Annotated in this window: 16 protein-coding genes, 1 pseudogene and 1 riboswitch; of the genes and pseudogenes, 6 read left to right on the top strand and 11 right to left on the bottom strand. The window is 47.9% G+C overall.

Going from position 1 to position 18,552, the window contains the following annotated elements:
- Window positions 1-43: 43 nt before the first annotated feature.
- A complete protein-coding gene (locus EGM68_RS02460; protein WP_013369054.1) occupies window positions 44-508 on the bottom strand; it encodes a cupin domain-containing protein in 465 nt (154 codons plus the stop codon).
- A gap of 328 nt (window positions 509-836) precedes the next feature.
- On the opposite strand from EGM68_RS02460, the gene EGM68_RS02455 reads away from it, so the two are divergent.
- From EGM68_RS02455 to EGM68_RS02440, 4 genes are all read left to right on the top strand, one after another.
- Complete coding sequence (locus EGM68_RS02455) at window positions 837-1,574, top strand: amino acid ABC transporter ATP-binding protein (protein ID WP_017427181.1); 738 nt, start codon at window positions 837-839, stop codon at window positions 1,572-1,574.
- A gap of 45 nt (window positions 1,575-1,619) precedes the next feature.
- The gene (locus tag EGM68_RS02450; RefSeq protein WP_025679588.1) at window positions 1,620-2,450 is read left to right on the top strand and encodes a transporter substrate-binding domain-containing protein; all 831 of its coding nucleotides are present in this window, start codon (window positions 1,620-1,622) and stop codon (window positions 2,448-2,450) included.
- A gap of 71 nt (window positions 2,451-2,521) precedes the next feature.
- The gene (locus tag EGM68_RS02445) at window positions 2,522-3,181 is read left to right on the top strand and encodes an amino acid ABC transporter permease (RefSeq protein ID WP_025679585.1); all 660 of its coding nucleotides are present in this window, start codon (window positions 2,522-2,524) and stop codon (window positions 3,179-3,181) included.
- 14 nt (window positions 3,182-3,195) lie between these two features.
- Entirely contained in the window at window positions 3,196-3,846 is a 651-nt protein-coding gene (locus EGM68_RS02440) for an amino acid ABC transporter permease (protein ID WP_013369049.1), read from the top strand.
- Window positions 3,847-3,873: 27 nt separating this feature from the next.
- On the opposite strand, the gene EGM68_RS02435 is transcribed toward EGM68_RS02440, so the two are convergent.
- The 8 genes and pseudogenes from EGM68_RS02435 to EGM68_RS02405 form a co-directional block, all read right to left on the bottom strand.
- Window positions 3,874-4,629, bottom strand: a complete 756-nt coding sequence (locus EGM68_RS02435) for a LysR family transcriptional regulator substrate-binding protein (protein ID WP_240664165.1) — start codon at window positions 4,627-4,629, stop codon at window positions 3,874-3,876.
- A gap of 6 nt (window positions 4,630-4,635) precedes the next feature.
- Window positions 4,636-4,812, bottom strand: a pseudogene (locus EGM68_RS25940) (LysR family transcriptional regulator); the annotation flags it as partial.
- A 61-nt stretch (window positions 4,813-4,873) separates the two neighbouring features.
- Window positions 4,874-6,694, bottom strand: coding sequence for an oligopeptide ABC transporter substrate-binding protein (gene opp4A / locus EGM68_RS02430; RefSeq protein ID WP_129548592.1), 1,821 nt, complete (start codon window positions 6,692-6,694; stop codon window positions 4,874-4,876).
- A 43-nt stretch (window positions 6,695-6,737) separates the two neighbouring features.
- Window positions 6,738-7,637 carry an ABC transporter permease gene (locus EGM68_RS02425; RefSeq protein ID WP_206099053.1) on the bottom strand — a complete coding sequence of 300 codons (900 nt, stop codon included), beginning with the start codon at window positions 7,635-7,637 and terminating at the stop codon, window positions 6,738-6,740.
- A 37-nt stretch (window positions 7,638-7,674) separates the two neighbouring features.
- Window positions 7,675-8,643 (bottom strand): oligopeptide ABC transporter permease, encoded by a 969-nt coding sequence (gene opp4B, locus EGM68_RS02420; protein ID WP_129548590.1) that lies wholly within the window; start codon window positions 8,641-8,643, stop codon window positions 7,675-7,677.
- Window positions 8,644-8,656: 13 nt separating this feature from the next.
- Window positions 8,657-9,583 carry an ABC transporter ATP-binding protein gene (locus tag EGM68_RS02415; protein ID WP_064962202.1) on the bottom strand — a complete coding sequence of 309 codons (927 nt, stop codon included), beginning with the start codon at window positions 9,581-9,583 and terminating at the stop codon, window positions 8,657-8,659.
- Window positions 9,561-10,592, bottom strand: a complete 1,032-nt coding sequence (locus EGM68_RS02410) for an ABC transporter ATP-binding protein (protein ID WP_064962201.1) — start codon at window positions 10,590-10,592, stop codon at window positions 9,561-9,563. The genes EGM68_RS02415 and EGM68_RS02410 overlap by 23 nt, the downstream gene beginning before the upstream one ends.
- A gap of 328 nt (window positions 10,593-10,920) precedes the next feature.
- Entirely contained in the window at window positions 10,921-12,525 is a 1,605-nt protein-coding gene (locus EGM68_RS02405; protein WP_013369042.1) for a DUF6359 domain-containing protein, read from the bottom strand.
- Window positions 12,526-12,739: 214 nt separating this feature from the next.
- A riboswitch (glycine riboswitch) is annotated at window positions 12,740-12,854 on the top strand.
- A gap of 211 nt (window positions 12,855-13,065) precedes the next feature.
- On the opposite strand from EGM68_RS02405, the gene sdaAB reads away from it, so the two are divergent.
- Together sdaAB and sdaAA are read left to right on the top strand one after the other, a co-directional pair.
- Window positions 13,066-13,755, top strand: coding sequence for an L-serine ammonia-lyase, iron-sulfur-dependent subunit beta (gene sdaAB / locus EGM68_RS02400; protein ID WP_040102319.1), 690 nt, complete (start codon window positions 13,066-13,068; stop codon window positions 13,753-13,755).
- On the top strand, window positions 13,745-14,644 hold the full coding sequence (gene sdaAA / locus EGM68_RS02395) for an L-serine ammonia-lyase, iron-sulfur-dependent, subunit alpha (protein WP_129548589.1): 900 nt from the start codon (window positions 13,745-13,747) through the stop codon (window positions 14,642-14,644). Before sdaAB ends, sdaAA begins: the two co-directional genes overlap by 11 nt.
- 111 nt (window positions 14,645-14,755) lie before the next feature.
- On the opposite strand, the gene EGM68_RS02390 is transcribed toward sdaAA, so the two are convergent.
- Both EGM68_RS02390 and EGM68_RS02385 read right to left on the bottom strand, forming a co-directional pair.
- Window positions 14,756-17,092, bottom strand: a complete 2,337-nt coding sequence (locus EGM68_RS02390; RefSeq protein WP_129548588.1) for an Ig-like domain-containing protein — start codon at window positions 17,090-17,092, stop codon at window positions 14,756-14,758.
- A gap of 139 nt (window positions 17,093-17,231) precedes the next feature.
- Entirely contained in the window at window positions 17,232-18,392 is a 1,161-nt protein-coding gene (locus EGM68_RS02385) for a serine hydrolase domain-containing protein (protein WP_025675772.1), read from the bottom strand.
- Between the last annotated feature and the right edge of the window lie 160 nt (window positions 18,393-18,552).

The raw sequence follows: 18,552 nt of genomic DNA, 5'->3' as shown, positions 1-18,552 counted from the left end.
AAGGTCCTGTTTATCCAGGATTATACCCGCCGATAAAACATTCCTACTCCACCTTACCCTTGGCAATCAGCTTGAAATCATCAAAGTGGAATCCTGGTGCAACAACACAGGTTACCAGCACAGGCTCATCCCCCAGCGGACGTGCCGTTTGCCATACAGTTCCTGGTACGAGTGCTTGTGGATGTTGTCCTGCCTCCACATCTGCACCAACGATAATTACCGTTTCTTCGCCAGGTTCTTCTCCGCTTCCACCCAATTTTAACTCTATAGGGCTTCCACTATGGTACAACCACAGCTCGTCAGAATGGACCACATGCCACTCGGAGAACTCACCCGGATGCAGCAAGAAATACGTAGACGAAGCTGCAAAGCGCGGACCGGAATACACATCCGGCAGTACAGGCTTCGGAATTTGAAAATTGGCCTTCCACATCTCTTTGTACCAGCCGCCTTCTGGATGGGGCTCCATGCCCAATGCCGTGACTAGCGGTGAAATAGCTTTCGTCATTGTCTATCCTTCCTTTACCCTAAATTCCTTCTTCCCTACTGTAAAACATAGCGCTGCTTTTGTCACGTTTCTCCCTCTGCATGTCGAGGTTTCATAGTTTATGTCAAACTAAATAACATTAAATTGTGGATATATATTCGTTTTCATCATATAAATAACAAATAACTAGTATAAAAACAGCCAAAAATACCTTTCACGTAAAGTTTATTGACATAAAATCTTGTTTTTTATTGTAAGCTTATAGTATCATGAGAGAAATTTCGAAATTCTAATAGAACTGCATCTTGTCATTCCGTCTACTAAGCGATGTATTCAAGTCAAAAAAGGGGTGAGCTCTCTGATCCATTTTCGCAATGTCAACAAGCATTACGGTCACTTTCATGTACTTAAAGACATCAATCTTCAGATTAAGGAGGGCGAGGTCGTTGTCATCATCGGTCCCTCCGGCTCAGGTAAAAGCACCCTGCTTCGCTGCATCAATCGTCTGGAAACGATATCTGATGGGGAGCTAATCGTTAACGATGTCCCCGTGCATGACAAAAAAATTGATATTAACGCCTTCCGCCGCAATATCGGGATGGTGTTCCAGCATTTCAATCTGTATCCCCACAAAAAGGTGATTGAGAACATTGTACTGGCACCGATGAAGGTACTGGGCATCCCGAAAGAAGAAGCTATTCAAACTGCCCTCACCTATCTGAAGCGTGTCGGAATTGAAGAAAAGGCACAGAGCTACCCCGCCCAATTGTCCGGTGGACAGCAACAGCGGGTTGCAATTGCCCGTGGACTCGCAATGAATCCGAAAATTATGCTGTTTGACGAGCCGACTTCAGCTCTGGACCCCGAAACGATCGGAGAGGTGCTGGATGTCATGCGCTCGCTTGCCCATCAAGGCATCACGATGGTCATCGTCACTCATGAAATGGGCTTTGCCCGTGAAGTGGCTGACCGCGTGATTTTTATGGACAAAGGACAGATCTTGGAAGACAGCCAGCCTGCTGAGTTTTTTCAGAATCCGGGTGAAGAACGGGCTCGTTTGTTCCTGAGCCGTCTGATTCATCATTAAACGGACTATTATTAATGCAATAAAAATTGAAAGGGGATCATTTTGATGAGAAAAAGATTTCAGTGGAGTACTTTGGTGCTGGTTGCATTATCCTGTCTGCTCGTCTTGGCAGGTTGTGGAGGCAAACAAGAAGCAGCAACGTCGGGGAATGAGTCAGCAGCTCCCAACGGGCTGGAAGCCATCAAACAGCGTGGCAAACTGGTCGTTGGGGTGAAGTACGACACCAAGTTATTCGGACTAAAAGATCCGGCTAGCGGGAAAGTCGAGGGCTTTGATATCGACATCGCCAAGGCTGTAGCCAAGCATATTTTTGGTGATGAAACCAAGCTCGAACTCAAGGAAGTCACGTCCAAAACACGAATCACCTTACTGCAAAATGGGGACATCGACGCTATTATCGCCACGATGACCATTTCGGATGAGCGCAAAAAACAGGTCGATTTCAGCGATGTCTACTTTAATGCAGGTCAATCCCTACTCGTGAAAAAAGGAAGCCCGATCACCGGTCTGGAGTCCCTGACACCCGATACCAAGGTACTCGCTGTTAAAGGCTCTACCTCCGCAAAAAATATCCGCGAAAAAGCGCCCAAAGCAACGATTTTAGAGTTCGAAAACTATCAAGATGCCTTCAACGCCCTCAAGGCAGGTAAAGGGCAAGCGCTGACGACCGATAACTCTATTCTGCTTGGCATGCAACAGCAAGATCCGAATTATACCCTAGTAGGTGGGAACTTCACAGAGGAACCTTACGGTATTGCAGTGAAAAAGGGGCAGACCGAACTGCTGCAAGCCATTAATGATACGATCAAGGAACTGAAAAGCAATGGTGAATACGATAAGCTGCATGAGCAATGGCTTGGGGTTAAACCCGAATAATGATCTTGTGAAGGAGCCGCGATTGCGTGCTCCTTCCTTTCTTAGCTCTGGATAAGGAGGTATACCCGTAGATGCTAACTTTTGATATCAACGTACTTTTCGATCATGGCGACCGTTTCAGAGAAGGCTTGCTTCATACCGTTCAAGCTAGTGTTATTGCCTTGATCGGAAGCTTCATTCTGGGGGCAATCATTGCCATCTTCCGAATTGCGCCTTTTAAATGGCTAAACTGGATCGGTACTGTCTATGTAGAGGTCATCCGCAATATTCCATTGCTGATTGTTGTACTGTTTTTTTATCTCGGTCTTCCCACTCTGGGCATCCCCTTGGACGGCTTTGTATCTGGAACGCTTGGATTGACTGTGTACACAGCCTCTTTTATTGCAGAAGCTATACGTGCCGGCATTCAATCTGTACCCAAGGGACAATTTGAAGCGGCAAGGTCCTCCGGGTTGAATTACAACCAGACGATGATCAGCATTATTTTACCGCAAGCCATTAAAATTGTACTGCCTGCAATCGGCAACCAATTCATCAATCTGGTCAAAAACTCTTCCGTGCTGGCCATTGTGGCTGGACTGGATCTCATGTATTACTCGGACCTCATTAACTCAGATACCTTCCTGCCCATCACAGTCTATGCGATCACGGCGCTGCTGTATCTTGTATTGACGGTTCCACTCAGCTTTCTTGTGCTATATATGGAGCGACGCTTTTCCAAAACATCCTAAGGAGGGAAGCCCGTATGGATTTCGGTGGATTGTTTGCATGGCCTAATGTGCGTTTTATTCTGGAGGGCTTCCTGCTCACGCTGGAGGTCGCTATTTACTCTATCATATTCAGCTTCGCTCTCGGTATTGTGTTCGGCATCCTGCGCTATACCCGTATACCTGTCCTTTCACAGGTTGCAGCCTTTATCATTGATCTGATTCGCAACCTGCCCTTATTGCTCATTATTTTCTTCATCGGCATGGTTTTGCCATCCATCGGATTATCGATTTCCCTCAAGTGGGCAGCCATTACAGGACTGTCGATCTTCGAGGGAGCCATGATTGCCGAAATTGTACGCAGCGGTCTCAATTCGGTTCATAAAGGACAGCTGGAAGCCGCACGTTCCTCCGGTCTAAGCTATTCTCAAACCTTATGGCATATCATTCTACCCCAAGCGCTTCGTCGCATGGTACCTCCTATTGTCAGCCAGTTCATTTCCCTATTCAAGGATACCTCACTGGCTGTCATTATCAGTTTGCCGGAGCTGACGCATAACATTCAGATCGTCGGTGGACAAAATCAATCTTTTGTCATTCCAGCTCTGCTGTTCGCTGCTTTCCTGTACTTTGCCGTTAATTACAGTATGTCACTGATTGCACGCAGGCTAGAAGTTCGTACACATTAAAGCACGTAGTACTCATCAGGGTTGCCACTAGTTGGAACACTCTGTTAGTACAGCTTGTATCTTTTCAATCAATCGCTTCACTGCTTCTCCCTGGTAACGGTCAGACCGATAAATCAACTCTAGCTGACCTTGGGGCACGCCACGCAAAATAGGCACCGTGCAAAAAAGTGAACGATCCAGTTCGGCCGCAAGGGACTTCGTCTGTAGGGTTACGGCAAGTCCCTCCTGCACCCAGCGTAGGATTGAAGGTATAGAATTTGTTTCCAGGACGGTTGCAAAGGGATACCCGCGATCACGGAAGCATTTCTCAATCAGCTTCCTGCCGGGATGGCACTCTGGCTGCATCGCCCAGGGTACATGCCTCAATTCGTCCAGCATAAGGGAAGAACGATTGGAAAATGCATGATTTACGGGGACAATAAGACAGTAGTTCTCTGTGCGAAGAGGAAGCTGGACAAGCCTTTCATCTGTACCCGAATGTAGGGTGATGCCAACGTCCACACGGTTATCCAGCAGCTGTTCTGTTACATCAAAGGATGGACAGATGTGCAAGCTGATTTTAGAAAATGACCGATGAAAGTGGGCAAACATCTCTTGCAACGACTCCTCTAGCTCCGGTAATGCGATACCAATCCGTAAACTGCCGCGTTGCTCGGTACGCAGTTCCTCAATAGAAGCCTTCGCTTGCTGTAAATCTTTGAGCGCATGCGCACTGTGTTGCAGCAGCAGTTTCCCGGCATCTGTCATTTTGATTTTCTTGCCTGCACGGTCAAAGAGCGTCATGCCCAGTTCCTCTTCCAGCGCCTTAATTTGCAAGCTAAGCGTGGGTTGAGAGATACCGATCTTTTCCGAAGCCTTCGTAAAATGCAGTTCCTCGCATACGGCTATGAAGTATTGAAGCTGACGTATTTCCGTCTTCCTTCTCTCCCTTCGAGAATCCCCAGAATGTTTGCATGAACAGGCCAAAAGAAGCGCGAGATCGGATCAATCCGGTTCGCGCTTCTTCAGGCTATTGCGCTTTTTTAGATTATTGGGCTACTTCTGCTTTTTCCGCAGTTAACGTAATATTCGCAAACGCGTCTGCATCGTACTCCTTGCCGCGGGTAATATCGTAATTGGCTACCCGATTATTTACTGCCTCCAATGAGTAACGGAATAACGTCGGTACAATCGGCGCCTCCTCGCTCATATACGCCTGCCACTGATTGTATATATCTTTACGATAATTGTCGTCAAAGGCTTTCACAGACACCCCTTCCTGCAACAGCTTATCATTCTCTTCACTGGTAAAGCGCGAGTAGTTAAAGCTGGCTCCGCGTCCATACAGCCCACTAGGGTTTACATCTGTACCTGTACTCCATGCGCCGCCAAAAATATCAATGCCCGGGTCATCCTTCTGCACACGGTCATAGAAAGAATTGAACTCCAGCAGACGACCGTCCACCAGTTCGACATGAAGCCCGACATCCTTCCAATTTTGCAAATAAAACTTAGCCAGCGATTCGGCCGTCGCATCCCCGCTCATTGCTGCATAATGGAGCACCAGTTCCTTGCCCTTAGGGTCTTCACGGTATCCATCTCCATTGGTATCCACATATCCTGCCTCGTCCAGCAGCTTTTTCGCCTTGTCTGGATCATACGCAATGCCCTTCGCATTCACATCATGGTATCCCTTGAAGGCGGGCGGGATCAGGGATGTCGCAGGAGTCCGAAGCCCATGATAGAGCTGCTTGCCAACCTGCTCATTATTCAGCGCGTAGCCAAGGGCCTGACGCAATGACTTGTTCCCCAGCTTGGCGTTCGGGTCCATAATATTTAGACTCTTGGCCTGATCGAATTTGCCCAGCTTAAAGCCTACATAGCTATAAGACAATTCCTCCTGACCGAGAAACTGTACATTTTTCGGATTACTGGCCTCATTGTAACGGGTAGTTGGATAGCTGGCCCAGTCGATTTCTCCGCTTTTCAACGCCTCAGTAATGACATTCGGATTCACAACCTTCAGATGAAGGCCATCCAACTTGGGCGCACCGCGGAAATAATCTTCATTTTTGACGAATTCCACAGATTCACCTGTGACCATAGATTTAATTTTGAATGGCCCATAGCCAATCGGATGTTTACGGACAGGGTCAGATCCAGCCATATCCTTTACGGGAATGTTCCGGAATACCTTCTTCTCCAGTGGTGTGGACCAAAGTCCCGACTTTACCGAAGGATTAGGTTCCTTAAAATGAATGGTAACCTCTTTCTCATTCAGCACCTTGACGCCAGAAATGGTCTTGGCCTTGCCGGCGTGATAATCTTCCATACCTACAATGTTGGTCATAAAACTATCATAACGTGGACCTTCATAGTCTTTGTGGCCGATCACTTCATAGGAAAAAGCATAGTCCTCTGCCGTTACGGGATTACCATCTGTCCAGTTCAGCTTGGGATCAATTTTGACAGTCACCGCCTTATTGTCTGCGGAAAAGGAAATCGTCGCCGCTCCTTTATCGTCAATATTCAGATTGGAATCAATCGAAAACAGGGAAGGGTAGAAAAACTGGAAGACTTCAAAATCCGGATTTCCATCATAAAATACAGGATTCAGAATACCTTCAAAAGGGGTATCGGACACGAGTGCATAATTGATGATGCCGCCCTTAATCGGGGGGTTATCGTTCTTGACCGCCTTTGCCAGCGCAGTCGCATTCACCTGCTTGCTGTCGGCCCCTGATCCACCTGTACCGTCAGACGATTTTGCTCCATTCGAAGCGGAAGGCGAGCCGCTGCATGCAGCCAAAGAAAGCACCAAAATGGCAGATAGAACAGGCAGAATTCCTTTTTTCCAGCGTTTAACCATTGTAAACCCCTCCTTGTTGTTGTCCTTATCCTTGAATTTCGGTTTAACCCAATCGTTGTTTGGCATCAGTGGCACGTTTGAGCGCCTGACCGATAAAGTTGATTGCCAGCATTAGCACCAATATAAGCAGTGAGGCAGGCAACCACATCCACCAGTTGTTCTGCAATACATCCGGGTCATTCGCATAACTCACCAGTGTCCCCAAGCTCGGAGTAGATTCCGGCAAGCCAAAGCCGAGATAGGAAAGCCCGGTCTCGATCCCGATATTTCCCGCAAGACTGAGCGTTAGATTAACAATCACAACAGAGCTGAGATTGGGCAGCACACCCAACCAGATGATCTTCCAATTGGGTGTGCCAAGGGTTTTGGAAGCCTGCACGTAGTCCAGTTCCCGCTCAGACAGCACCTTGGCCCGGATCAGGCGCGCTTTTCCAATCCATAAAAAGGCAGTCATAATAAAAATAAAGGAACCTATGCCGCTTTTGGGCACAATGCTGACAAATACGATAACCAGCATCAAGAATGGAAGCACCAGGATAAAATCAATGATTCGCATGATGATGTTATCAACCAGTCCTCCATAAAACCCAGCCAGTAAGCCCAGCGTCAAGCCGATGGCGGCGGATAACAAAGTAATCGTAAAGCCAATGGTAAAGGAATTGCGGGCCCCAATGACCAGCTGGCCGAATATATCCCTGCCCGCTCGGTCCGTACCCAGCCAATGCACCGAACCGGGAGCTTCGCGGATCGCACCCAAATCGACCGTCGTGACTACATCCTGATTGACAAACAGGACAGAGGCATATATAAAAATCAAGAACAGAGCCACAAATCCAATGGAAATCAAGGCCATTTTGTCACGTACGAGTTCACGACGCAGTACAGACCAGCTAGACGGTGATTTACGAATGATTTCCGGCGAGAAGACGTCCTCCACCTGCATAGACACCATAATCCCTCCTTTTCTCTAGACTTGTTCTCTATTCAATTCGAATGCGGGGATCGACCTTGCTTAGGATGACATCAGATAAAAGGGTCCCTAATAGTGCCAAGAAGCCGGAGATCATGACCAGTGCGTTCACAACTGAAAAGTCCCGTTGGGTGATGGACTGAAGAAATAGCTGGCCCAACCCCGGATAACCAAAAATAGATTCTAGGAAAACGTTGCCCGCAATCACACCCGTCAGGTCGTAGCCCAAGAAAGCAGCAATGGGTAATAAAGAGTTTTTGAAAATATGACGGGAATAGATCTTTCCTTCGGGTACCCCCTTGGAACGCGCCGTTTTCACAAAATCCTTCAGACGTGTGTCAATGACCTCATTGCGCAAATACTGAATCGTAGCCGTTGTACTGAGCAATGCGCCTGTAACCGCCGGTAGAATGAGGTGATATGACTTATTCACGTAATATGACCATGTCCCCGGCTCTACACCTACATCCACACTGCCGCTGGTTGGAAACCAGCCAAGCCTGAACCCAAACACGTACAACAACAGCAATGCGAGTATAAATAGAGGTGTCGCAAAGCTGAGATAGGTATACCCGACCACGGTTTTATCCAGCAGACTATGCTGATAACGACCGCTGAGTACTCCCAGCGGAATGGCGATCAGATACGTTAGAACCAGAATCACAACACCCAGAAAGAACGTGTTCCCCAAACGACTGCCAATCAAATCGGTAACGCTAATTTTATGTACATAAGATTTGCCCAGATCCCCATGAGCAAGCTGGACGAGCCAGTTCCCATACTGCACCCACACCGGGTCATTCAATCCCAGTCTTTGTCGCTGTTCTTCCAGTGAAGCCGGATTTAGATTGGGAGTTGAAGTGATGAGCCCTGTCAGGGCATCCCCTGGCATAGCCTTAGCTAGGAAAAATATAAGCACACTCAGTGCAAAAAGTTGAGGGATCATAACCAGCAGCCGGCGCATTGTAAATTTCCACATATTCTGTCCCCCCTTATGGTAGCGCGACTTGATGGGATGAACTTACTGACTTTAGTGCAAACGGCTTTCCACTCGCGTCTAGATGTTTGGGCAGCTCTGACTTGTAAGAGGATAAAAGCTTTTGCCTTTTTTGAGCATTTTCCAGCCGTTTCGCAGGATCGATACTGGGAATGGTGGCAATAAGCCGCTGGGTATACAAATGCTGTGGACGCTCATAAATATCTTGCTCGCTCCCCTGTTCCACTAAGCGACCTCGGTACATGATGCCGATTTGGTCGCACATATGGCGGATAATCCCCAGGTCATGACTAATGAACAAATACGTCAATTTGAACTCCCGCTGCACATCCTTCATAAAATTAAGCACCTGTGCCTGCACAGAAACGTCAAGCGCTGATACGGGCTCATCTGCAATAATCAGTTTTGGGTTTAATGTCAGCGCACGCGCAATCCCGATCCTTTGCCGCTGTCCCCCGGAAAATTCATGCGGATATTTGTAGGCCGCATCAGCGTTCAAGCCAACCTTTTCCAGCAGCATCTGTACTTTCCGCCGTTCTTCCTCATTACTCAGCCTTTCAAAGTTTCGCAGTGGTTCAGCAATGACATCCAATACGCGCTTGCGCGGGTTAAGCGAAGAATAGGGGTCCTGAAAAATCATCTGAATGTCTCTACGCAGCGGATGGCGGTTATTACGACTCAGAGCCGTAAGATCCTTGCCATTAAAAAGAATCTGTCCGCTCGTCAGCTTATTCAGGCCGATAATCGTTCTTCCTGTCGTCGTCTTTCCACAGCCGGATTCTCCTACTAGCCCGTATGTTTGGCCTGCCTCTATGCTGATCGACACGCCATCCACTGCTTTTACCTGATCAACGACACGCTGGAAAAAACCGCCGCGCACCGGATAATGAACCTTTAAATCATTTAGCTCTAGTAGTGCCATGAGCAGCCTCTCCCTTTGTCTCATCTTCAAAATGAAAATGCTGGTAACATGTACAGCGGACCCAATGGCCGGGAGAAATTTCACTTAATCGGGGATGGTCTTCATGCATTCTCTGCTGAATCCAAGGAATACGCGAAGCAAAGCGACAGCTATTGCGAGGAATATCTTGCAAGGAGGGAACAATACCACCGATGACATGCAGCGGTTCTCCCTTGGTATGCGATCCCGGCATGGAGGCTAGCAAGGAACGCGTATACGGATGCTGCGGATGCCGAAATAATTCAAAAACATCTGCGCTTTCCACGATTTCTCCGGCATACATGACCACCACACGGTCGGCTACTTCGGCCACAACGCCAAGATCGTGCGTAATCAGAATAATTCCGCTTCCGGTCTCCTGTTGAAGCTGTTTGAGCAAGTCAAGAATTTGCGATTGAATGGTTACATCGAGCGCAGTCGTCGGCTCATCTGCAATAATAAGAGAGGGTCGGCAAGCTATGGCAATCGCGATCATCACACGCTGGCGCATCCCTCCTGAAAGTTCATGCGGATACTGTTCATACACACGTACGGGGTTGGGTATATCCACGCTTTCCAGTAGCTCCAGTACACGTTCCCTTTTTTGCTTCGTAGATAGGGACGTATGATAATCGAGATTTTCCTCGATCTGCTTACCAATGCACATTAACGGGTTAAGTGCTGTCAGCGGGTCCTGAAAGATCATGCCAATGCCCGCTCCGCGGATTTTATTCATTTGCCCTGAGGAGAGACGGATCAGATCCGTGCCTTTAAAAAGGACCTTTCCTTCGACACGTGTTCGCTCCATGTCATGCAGTTGTGGGATCGAAAGCGCCAGCGCGCTTTTGCCACAACCGGATTCTCCGACTACAGCCAGCACTTCATTGGGATTGACCGTCAGATCCAGATGGTCGACTGCGGGGTGATATTGATCCTTGATGCGAAAAGATACGGATAATCCCTTAATCTCCAACACGGGTTTGATATTCAATGCCCGCTTCCTCCATTCTCCATGGTCTTGTCCCGCTTATTCTCACCATGTTTGATGTTTAAAACCTCTCATGAACATTACATACCGTTTTTGTCGGAATAATTTGAATACATCCTATCACCAGTATATGGATATATCAATTAAGATTATGCTATCAACATCATTTAAAAAATCAATGATCCAGCAGTAGCGCGACTTTCCTGGCACAAAATGTAATCAAATAACCAACCACAGGTTAATTTTCATCACAAAAAAGCCGTTTGATCCCCTACAGAGGATCAAACGGCAAACTAGCACCCAACCACTCACACTGAATTCTTTACGTTTATTACGAAGCCGCTCCATAGGAGCCCGACTTGAACGTTTTTGGATCGTACCATTTGTAGCCTGCTGCTGGAGCAGACCAAGGCTCGGGTTGCGGTTCTGTGGAAGCCGCAGGCTCCTCAAACGGCAGAAGCTTCGTCGGTTGATCCAGCGTTAAACCTGCCACATCGGATAATTTGGTGTAGTCCTGCTTCCACGCAAGCCATTGGACCGTTTGCACCAGGAAGGTGGCATCGTCCACTTCCTTGAAACCATCATATGTCTTTTTCGACTGTCCGTTTTCTTCACGCGCATATTTCGGTGTAGCATCTTCTACAGGGGAAGAATCACCGATAAATGCTGCCTTGCCTTGACCTACCTTGGAGATCGCAGCATAAGGCCCTTCCGCACGGCCTCCGCCGTTATAGACACCCTGGTCTACAGCATTGCCCCATTTATTCGTACCTGTAGGGATATAGGCAATTCCTTTGGCTTTGGTAGGATCAATAATAGCCAGCGTAGATCCCGCATGCATGGCAATCGAGCGTACACCCTTGGTAATGCCAAAGGATTGATCTGCGGCTACAATGTCCGTAGCATTCACGTCACCGAGCGCATTGTAACGGAAACGAACACCAAAGTTGGTTGCCAGCCAATCGGAGCTAGTTAACCCCTGCATCGCCGGTGATGCTGCTTCTTCTGTAGTCATGCCTTTGGCCGGATTAGTATAGGCTCCACGACGGTAGCCATTCATAACCTCAGAGGAATCCCAACGGTTTTTGTTACGGTCCGCATTATAGTGGTCGGAGATGAAGAAGACACTTCCCCCGTTATTCACATATTGCAGCAGGGCAGCCTGCTCGGATGCCTTAAAGGCAACATTCGCTTCACCGATGATGAACACATCATATTGGCGCAGCTTATCATAGGTTATGGCCTGTTCTCCATAAGTAAAAGGAATGGGACGGTTCAGTTGGTCCACTGTAAAACCTACATTACGCAGTCCATTGGCAAAGTCGGAGAAGGCGCCTTCAATGACCCAATCTGCTGCCCCAGCCGTCTGTGCGTGCGTATTATCGAACAGCACCTTTTTACCTTTGCCATCCGGCAGTGTAGTACCGGGTTGACCCGGGTTACCAGGATTAGGCTCGCCAGGTTCACCTGGTTCACCCGGCTCGCTTCCGTTCACCAGTTCAACAGCGCTTGGGCTTTTCACTCCACCAAAATTATTGTAGGCGCCGAGTGTACCCGTCACACGGATTTTGTTGCCAATCAGCTCAGGATGGCCTGTTAGCCCAAATTGCCCTCTGTACGCTGATGTCAGCTGTACATCCAATAGATTAGACGTGCTACGTTCATTGGCCTGGTCGGCAATCAGTACGTTAAAATCATTCGCAAACGGAGAAGAAAAATTAGCCGTTTTCGATCCGGTAGCATGTCCGACGATGTAACCTTCCACCGTCACTGTGCCTCCACTGCCTTGGCGCTGAAGTGCCTCGGCTACTGTCAGTGCTCCCTCCGCTTTGACCTGACCGAATGGAACGAAGATCCCGATCAGCAGCGATACGATCGCTGCCAGATGCAGCACCCCTTTCAAGCGTGAACCTGTGAACCGCAAGCCTTTTACCATACGTCAATATCCCTCCTATAATTCCATAAATGTACTTGTCCTCTATCAGATTAGCTGTCTATCTTCTAATTCCTTCCTGATTTCATCCATAATTATGTAAATTTTAATCTCTTTTATCGGAAACTCGCTTGTTTATGTAAAAAATGAACCCTGCGATTGACACCGAGCACGGCATACATTACGCTAAGAAAGATATGTAGAACGGTATACGCGAATGAAGATGACGGGAGAGTCTGTCCAGGGGCTTACACGCTGGCGGCACCGAAGGAGCAAGACGCCAACACCCGGCTGGCGGATAATCTCTCAGGTCCATGTATCGTCATCTGACGCAACTCTGGAGAGAGCGCAAGCCACCCAAGGGGTAAGGCGGTAAGGACACCGCACGAAACTCTCAGGTAACGAGGACAGAGATAAGGGAAACTTCCTTATCCTGTCCTTTTTTGCGCTCACATTGTACGTCAGCATTAGGAACCGTCATAGCCGCGCAAAAACGCGGAAATACCATATACTATGGTACTAGAACATACAGGGGGCCACACCATGCGTTTCAAAGATGTATTTTCCATTATCGGTCCGGCCATGACCGGACCTTCCAGTTCACACACTGCAGGCGCGGTGCGGCTTGCACGCGTTGCCCGTCACTGGCTCGGGACGCAGCCTGACCGTGCTCGCATGACACTGTACGGCTCCTTCGCTGACACATACAAAGGACACGGTACAGACCTAGCGCTCATCGCAGGACTGCTCAATTACGATACAGACGACCATCGAATTCCAGATGCCGAGCAATGGGCGGAGCAGGCCGGGATGACCGTGGAATTTGCCGTCAGCGGACTACCCGCCCCCCATCCGAACACCGTCCGTTTTGAGCTGTGGAAGGGTGAGGATCAGCGCACACTGCTGGGTTCCTCCATCGGCGGTGGCAGCATCCATGTCCAGCAGCTCAACGAATTCCGAGTCAACCTAACCGGAGAGCTGTCTACGTTGGTGCTTCTTCACTCGGATAAGCCCGGTACATTAGGTGCGGTGACTTCAGCGCTCGGCGCTGCTGACATTAACATTGCCTATATGCACGTGGATCGCAAAGGTCGGGATGGAGAAGCACTTACAGCCATCGAAACGGACAGTCCTCCTACGGCTGAATTAATCGCAAAACTACAATCCTTACCACATATGTACGAAATTAAAATGATTAATTTGAAAAAAGGAGCTGAATCTGATGCGATTTAGCCATCTGCATGAAATCAGCGCTATATGCGCTGAGGAATCCACCACGATTGGCCGCCTGATGATTCAAGAGCAGGTACAAGAGACGAATTCAACGGAAGAAGAAATCTTCCGCCAAATGTCTGATTATTATGAAGTCATGAAAGAGGCTGTTCATCGTGGTCAGACGCAAGACACCGTATCCCGCAGTGGATTAACGGGCGGCGACGGCAAGCGCTTAGCCGAATATCTGCGGACAGGGGAAACCTGCTCCGGCGATGCCTCCGCGCTCGCCATGGCTTATGCGCTCTCCGTGTCGGAGGTTAATGCGTCCATGGGGCGCATTGTCGCCACGCCCACTGCAGGTTCATGCGGAGTCATCCCCGGTGTGTTCATTAGTGCGCAGGAGCGGTTCGGCTGGGATGATGAGCATATGGTGCACGGCTTGTTCGCAGCCGGAGCCATTGGCTACGTCATCGCCAACAATTCCTTCATTTCCGGCGCGGAGGGAGGCTGTCAGGCTGAGATTGGTTCAGCCATCGGGATGGCCGCTGGCGCTATGGTCGAGCTACGCGGTGGCACACCTGAGCAGGCCGTTCACGCCGTAGGCCTAGCGCTCAAGAACACGCTCGGCCTGATATGCGACCCCGTCGCCGGACTCGTCGAGATTCCGTGTATCGTGCGCAACGGGCTGGGAGCCGTGACCGCACTTGCCGCAGCGGATATGGCTTTGGCGGGTGTGCGCAGCGCCATTCCGTCTGACGAAGTCATTGACGTGATGCTTGAAGTCGGCAGCGCAATGCCGTCAAAGCACCGCGAGACCGCCAAAGGCGGCTTGGCCCAGACACCGACCGGCAAGCGTTTGACCGAATCCCTTACTCGCAACACATCGGTCAAAAAGGATAAGTCATAATTGGGGTAACCTCCTCTGTATTAAGAAGCGAGTACGTCCCTTAAGAATAAAAGAGCAAGCATGCCGTCCCTAGACGTATGCTTGCTCTTTTTCTTTTCAGTCGGTTACAGATTACTGAACGGTTACCTGTACCTTCGTCATTTTACCAGCATATTTTACTGTAATTACAGCTTTGCCTTTACCCTGTGCTTTAATGTTACCGTCTTTGACGGTCGCAACGATAATTCTGGATGAGGACCAGACAGCCGGCTTGGAAACATCCTTCTCCGACTCATCCTTATACGTGGCTGTAGCCGTAACCTTAGCCAGCTGCCCTGCCTTCAAAGTCAAGGCGACTTTGTCCGTTTGCAGATATTTAAGCGTATCAACATCAACAGGCACGCTGATCACCTTACCGCCGAACTTCGCCTGAATGTTAGCTTTACCGTAGCTGACCGCGGTAACCTGACCCTTTTTGACGGTGGCTACCTTATAATTGGACGTTTTCCATTCAGCTTGAGTTGTAACATCCTTTTCTTTACCATCACTGGATTTAACCACAATCGCAATCGTTTTTTGATCCCCGGATTTCAGTGATAACGCAATGGCATCCGCTTCAATCTTTTGCGCTACGTCTACTTCTACCGTAAATGTAATGGTTTGCTTGCCATATGAAGCAGTGATCGTTGCCTTACCGCTAGCATTAGCTTTGATCAAACCTTCGCTAACTTCAACTACTTTTACATTGCTAGTAGTCCAAGTGGCGTCCTTGGTTACGTCTGTTTTTGTACCGCCACTCTTAACGCCTGATACTTTCAGCTGCTTCGTTTCCTGAGCACCGAGTGCAATTACGCGCGAGTCTGTTTCCAAACGGTCTACAAGGCCCACTTGTACGTTTATCGTCAGTTTTTTGCCGTTATAGGTTGCGGTAATAACCGCTTTACCGGCCGCTTTACCCGTAATCGTTCCCTTGGACACAGAAGCAATATCTTCCGCACTTGAAGTCCATTCTGCATCCTTTGTAACATCTTCCTTACGCCCGTCCGCATAAGTAGCCGTCAGAGTCGCAGTATAGTCCTCATTAATATCTATCGTTGCCGTTTTAGAGGACAAAGATAGATCACCAGGTACGTTTACGGATACGGTAGCTGTGGCTGTTTTGCCGCCATAAGAAGCTGTGATCGTTGCCTCACCTGTTTTATAACCTGTGACTTCTCCCCCGCTGACAAAAGCGATATCTTCATTACTGGACTTCCACTCTGCTTTACTTGTGATATCTTCTTCCGTCCCTGTTACATAGGTTGCGGTCAGCTTGAGCTTTTTGGATTCCTTAGCATTCAAGCTCAGCTTGTCCTCGCTTAAATCCAGAAATCTAGAGGTTTCAATATCTGTCTTGATCGAAACCGTCTTATCTCCGTACTTAGCGGTCACTGTAGCCGACCCCGCTCCAATGGCCATAATCGTTCCTTTATTCACTGTTGCAATTTTTTCATCGCTTGATGTCCAAGCAGCTTTATCTGTGATATCTGTTACCGTACCATCCGGGTACACAGCAGATACCTGTATTTTTTTTGATTCATCCAAACGGAGAAAAATATTGGTTTCGCTGGCTTTCAGCTTATTCGTCTGATCCACATCCACCGCAATCGTAGCGGACATCGTGCCATATTTACCTGTGATTGTCGCCTTCCCTGTGCTATAGCCGGTAATAGTGCCTTTCAGAACATCTGCCACGGCTGTATTGCTGGAGCTCCACTCGGCAGACTCTGTAACATCCTGAGTCGATCCATCCGGGAACGTGGCTGTCAATTTAACCTTCTCCGTATCTTTTAACAAAAGAGAAACCTCTGATGTACTGGCATCCAGCCGTTTAACCTGCTCTACCTGTACAGCAATCGTTACGGTCTGTTGTCCATATACAGCCTTAATATTAGCTGAACCTGCTCCCTGAGCAGTAACTAATCCGTTGACTACAGTCGCTACCTTCTGATTATCCGAAGTCCAGGTCGCATCACCTGAAACCTGAGCTGTTGTATTATCACTGTAAGTCGCTGTCAGATTGATCTGTCCTGTACCGCTTGAACGCAAGTTCAGGCTTTGTACATTGGATGTCAGCGCCTTAACCTTTTTCGTTACATGTACCTGAACGGATTGTACCTTCTCCTTATAGGTCGCAATCACAGTGGCTTCCCCTTCAGCTTTGGCTGAAACTGTACCATTGTACACCGTAGCAATAGATGTATTATCACTTTTCCAATCTGTGCTTACGGTTACATTTGAGGTTGTCCCATCGCTATAAACAGCCGTTGCCGTCAACGCAGCTGTATCCCCCTGTTGCAAAGTTACCTCGTTAGACGAAAGGACAATCTTGGAAAGCACTGCTTCTGCTGCAGATGCAAACCCTGCATATGATGTAAAACTTGAAATCAGGATGACCAACGCCAGAAAACCGGACCATCTATTCTTCAAAATCTAATTCCCTCCCATTTCAAAGCTAAAAATTAAGGATTTCGCAAAATCCCTACACCTACGTTTTATGTCGTCATATGGAAAAGAATAGTTTAGACTTTAGAGAAAATTTGGTCCTTATTAACTAGAATCGGTACTTTTACAGACAGCTGTAAGCTGCTGCACGAATTCTTAAATGGTGGTACTCTTCCATATTGGGATCAAGCTGATGCATATAAACGACGGAGAACTGTTCGCTCGGATCTATAGAAACCCAGGTGCCTGCCATTCCCGTCCAGCCAAATTCTCCAATCGAGCTGTTTGCATGCCCAGCCGCTTTATCCATTAACGTTCGTACACCCAGCCCATAGCCATAACCTGTATGGTATGAATTGGTGAAATCCGATAGTTGAGCTGTATTCAGATGATTTGTACGCATTAAATCAATGGTTTTTCTCCCCAATAAGTTCACACCGTTTACCGTGCCGCCATTTGACATCATTTGTGAAAATGTGAGGTAATCTTTGACTGTCGAATATAAACCTGCGCCTCCACCTTCATATATAGCATCTGGCTGATGATATTCATCCAGGAAACCCTCAATTTTTTCAAGTTTTCCGGCGTCTGTCCGTTGATACATGGAAGCCATCCGCGATTCAATATCTCCACGATAACGGTAACCTGTATTGTTCATTCCAAGCGGATCAAAGATTTCATCCTTCAAAAATTGCCCTAATGATTTACCTGAAATAACTTCAATAAGACCAGCAACAAGATCGTGGCCATATCCGTATAACCATCGTGTTCCTGGTTCAAATGCAAGCGGAACTTCGGAAAGCGCTTTAATTTCTGTGCGCAGGTCATATTTCCCCTGCTTTTCCTTTAATGCTGTAATGACCTTATGCATAGCTTTTCCTGTTTCTGAAAACTCAGAAGCATACGGAATTCCTGCACTCATATTGAATATATGCTTAATCAAAATAGGGTTATCCGCCTTATCAATGTAGGTGTGTCCGTTAGGAGCAGTTTTGAATACATACGAATTACGATACTCAGGTAAATATTCATACAAAGGCTCATTCAATAAAAATTGTCCGCGTTCGTATAGCATAAGTGCAGCCGCACATACAACGACCTTTGTCATAGAAAACAAGCGATACACGGTATCTTCAGTAATCGGTTTCCGAGTTTCCACATCAGCATATCCATGATACCCTTCATACAACACTTGACCATTTTGTGCAATGGCACAACCACACCCTGCCGGCCCATTCGCTAAGAATCGTTGCAATAGCTGATCTACCTTGTCAAAACGAGACATTTTCATCCCTCCTATTTTCCTTCAAAAGAAACAAGCTTCCCCTTACGCTCTAATTCCTGTTCCAACAAGCTCAACCTGACTCCTTGTAAGCGCTTATTCCCTTGCATCTATTTTAACGGTAAACTTGGTAATTACAAAGATGATTTGTCATAATCAGATA

The sequence above is a fragment of the Paenibacillus sp. M-152 genome (genome assembly GCF_003856555.1).
Taxonomy (GTDB): domain Bacteria; phylum Bacillota; class Bacilli; order Paenibacillales; family Paenibacillaceae; genus Paenibacillus; species Paenibacillus polymyxa_C.
Note: the sequence above shows the minus strand (reverse complement) of the source record. Positions and strands in the feature narration are given on the sequence as shown.

Excerpts from the sequence above, each read along its gene's own strand:
- EGM68_RS02440 (WP_013369049.1), top strand. The coding sequence starts at position 3,196 with ATGGATTTCGGTGGATTGTTTGCATGGCCTAATGTGCGTTTTATTCTG.
- opp4A (WP_129548592.1), bottom strand. The coding sequence starts at position 6,694 with ATGGTTAAACGCTGGAAAAAAGGAATTCTGCCTGTTCTATCTGCCATT.
- EGM68_RS02385 (WP_025675772.1), bottom strand. The coding sequence starts at position 18,392 with ATGTCTCGTTTTGACAAGGTAGATCAGCTATTGCAACGATTCTTAGCG.
- EGM68_RS02405 (WP_013369042.1), bottom strand. The coding sequence starts at position 12,525 with ATGGTAAAAGGCTTGCGGTTCACAGGTTCACGCTTGAAAGGGGTGCTG.
- opp4B (WP_129548590.1), bottom strand. The coding sequence starts at position 8,643 with ATGTGGAAATTTACAATGCGCCGGCTGCTGGTTATGATCCCTCAACTT.
- EGM68_RS02425 (WP_206099053.1), bottom strand. The coding sequence starts at position 7,637 with ATGCAGGTGGAGGACGTCTTCTCGCCGGAAATCATTCGTAAATCACCG.
- sdaAA (WP_129548589.1), top strand. The coding sequence starts at position 13,745 with ATGCGATTTAGCCATCTGCATGAAATCAGCGCTATATGCGCTGAGGAA.
- EGM68_RS02415 (WP_064962202.1), bottom strand. The coding sequence starts at position 9,583 with ATGGCACTACTAGAGCTAAATGATTTAAAGGTTCATTATCCGGTGCGC.
- EGM68_RS02435 (WP_240664165.1), bottom strand. The coding sequence starts at position 4,629 with ATGACGCTCTTTGACCGTGCAGGCAAGAAAATCAAAATGACAGATGCC.
- EGM68_RS02460 (WP_013369054.1), bottom strand. The coding sequence starts at position 508 with ATGACGAAAGCTATTTCACCGCTAGTCACGGCATTGGGCATGGAGCCC.
- EGM68_RS02450 (WP_025679588.1), top strand. The coding sequence starts at position 1,620 with ATGAGAAAAAGATTTCAGTGGAGTACTTTGGTGCTGGTTGCATTATCC.
- EGM68_RS02445 (WP_025679585.1), top strand. The coding sequence starts at position 2,522 with ATGCTAACTTTTGATATCAACGTACTTTTCGATCATGGCGACCGTTTC.
- sdaAB (WP_040102319.1), top strand. The coding sequence starts at position 13,066 with ATGCGTTTCAAAGATGTATTTTCCATTATCGGTCCGGCCATGACCGGA.